Genomic DNA, 2,254 nt, shown 5'->3' with positions numbered 1-2,254 from the left:
AGAAGGCGAATTTTTATTATATTTCCACCTTCGAGGAAGGAGAATTTCATTTTCAGCAACTCATCCGAGAAATATAAAAATGGTATACTTATGTTATCTCCGATAGACTTTTTTGGTAAAATGAGTATAAAAGTTGAGGGAAAAATCGAGATTGAATTCGTTACTTTTTTGTGTTAGTTGTTGTTTGATGGCGTTTGTGTTAGATTTTTTAGTCAAAAATATGGGGTTTTTGAGGTGTATACTATTTTGTATACCTTTTTAGGAGAGACTGTTTTATTGCCGGATATTTTGGTGTTTTGTGTTGTTTTAGCGAGAGAATTAGTTTTGTTTTTGTTTTGGTGTATACTTTAGTAGTATACGGTGAGTGAATCAATTTGCTTTTAGCAAATTAAAGAGTGACTACCCCGTCTGCAGCATAAAACGCTGCATCCACCCCTTCGAGGAAGGGGAATTAGCTTAAATTCCCCTTTTTGAGGTAAATTTTAATTTCAACAGCTCATCTGAGAAAGATAAAAATGGTATACTTATGTTATCTCCGATAGACTTTTTTGGTGAAATGGGTATAAAAGTTAAGGATAAGCTGAGATGTGAAGCGTTTATATTTTACTGTGTATCGTTGTTTGGTGGTGTTTATGTTTGATGTTTTAGTTAAAAATATGGGGTTTTTGAGGTGTATACTATTTCGTATACCTTTTTGCAAGAGCTTGTTTTATTGCCGGATAATTCGATGTTTTGTGGTGTTTGAGTGGGAAAATTAGTTTTGTTTTTGTTGTGGTGTATACTTTAGTAGTATACTGTGAGTGAATCAATTTGCTTTTAGCAAATTAAAGAGTGACTACCCCGTCTGCAGCATAAAACGCTGCATCCACCCCTTCGAGGAAGGGGAATAGAACCGACTACCTCGTCTGCAGCACAAAGCGCCGCATCCACCCCTTCGAGGAAGGGGAATAGAACCGACTACCCCGTCTGCAGCATAAAACGCTGCATCCACCCCTTCAAAAAGGGGAATTTAAGCTAATTCCACTCTTTTTCTTTTTCCTGGCGTTTGTGAATTCTAAAATCTTCTTCTCCTAGATATATTATCGCTTGTTGGGGGATTAGTTCTGTTAGTCTTGATGCTGTTCTTAATTCTAGTGAGCTTATTAGTTCTTTTGGGTTCATGTTTGTTGAGATTATCAGGCTTTTTTGGTTTCTGTTTGCTTCATCTGTTATTAATCTTATTTTATCGTTTATCCAGTTGTATGTTTTTGCTCCAAGGTCATCAATTAAAATTACTTGTGATTTCAATGCTGCTTTTAGTGATTCGTTTGCTTGCTCAAAGGTTTCAAAGTCATGTAATACATCTATTACCCCTATTATGCCACCCATAGTTGCTATTTCTTTTAGGATTGTGTATCCCAACCTGGTTTTGCCTGTTCCGTATCCTCCGTATAAGATTAAACCACTTCCTTTTTGCCATAATTTGTTATCTACATAGTGAATGATTTTATTGAGTGCTTTTTCTAGGATTGAGCTGGTTGTTTTAAAATTTGTAAAAGAAACGTTGGAATATATTTTTGGTGCAACATCGTTGAAGTAACTGATGGCTTTTAAGTAATTTGAGTATTTGCTGCAAAAGATATTTTCAATTATTCCATTGGTAGGGCAGTTGTTTGCTTTGGTGCAAGGGCATTTGTTCTTAGAAATATTTTGTGTATTTGTTGTTTTTGGTTGTTGATAGGTTGGCAACTTTTTTCACCTCTTTATTATTTTTTGTTTTTAAACTGGGTTGTGGAAACCAAATAGAAGTATGATTAGCTTTTTGGAAGTATTCTGATGGGTAGTAGGTTATTAGTTTTCTTTTGTATAATTCTTTTAAGGATTTTACTACTGTGTTTTTGTCAACTTTTAGAGAAATCGATAAGTGTCTAATTGAAAGTATCAATGGGCCTTCCCAAAATAGTTTGTTTGCTTGGTAAATTAAGAAAAAATATAACTTTGTGGAAGAAGAAGAAAGTTTGCTTGTTTTATCTTCTTCAAAGAAGTTGTTTAGCAGTTCGTAAATGTTCATGGTATCACCTCATAGTTTTTTGTGTAAGATTTTTTCTTTCCCTATAATTAATATCCGCAAAATATTTGTCTGTTTTGTAAAATTTAGACATTTTTTGTGTGAAGTAAAACTAAGCAAAAAATTTTTTGAAATAATATATATATATATATTATTATTTTATTATGTATNNTATATNATTCTNNTTTCATTTCACTTATTCTGAAT

Annotated in this window: 2 protein-coding genes; both read right to left on the bottom strand. The window is 33.0% G+C overall.

The window, feature by feature from the left end; all coding sequences use genetic code 11:
• Window positions 1–1,014: 1,014 nt before the first annotated feature.
• Window positions 1,015–1,728 (bottom strand): hypothetical protein, encoded by a 714-nt coding sequence (locus PW5551_RS09775; RefSeq protein WP_113075589.1) that lies wholly within the window; start codon window positions 1,726–1,728, stop codon window positions 1,015–1,017.
• On the bottom strand, window positions 1,679–2,050 hold the full coding sequence (locus tag PW5551_RS09770) for a hypothetical protein (RefSeq protein WP_113075588.1): 372 nt from the start codon (window positions 2,048–2,050) through the stop codon (window positions 1,679–1,681). Before PW5551_RS09770 ends, PW5551_RS09775 begins: the two co-directional genes overlap by 50 nt.
• Window positions 2,051–2,254: the final 204 nt, after the last annotated feature.

The organism is Petrotoga sp. 9PW.55.5.1 (assembly GCF_003265365.1).
In the GTDB taxonomy this organism is placed as follows: domain Bacteria; phylum Thermotogota; class Thermotogae; order Petrotogales; family Petrotogaceae; genus Petrotoga.
The sequence above is the reverse complement of the archived record's forward strand: the minus strand, read 5'-3'. Positions and strand labels throughout refer to the sequence as shown.

What these genes read in the sequence shown, in the direction of transcription:
- PW5551_RS09770 (WP_113075588.1), bottom strand. Translation starts at nt 2,050, where the DNA reads ATGAACATTTACGAACTGCTAAACAACTTCTTTGAAGAAGATAAAACA.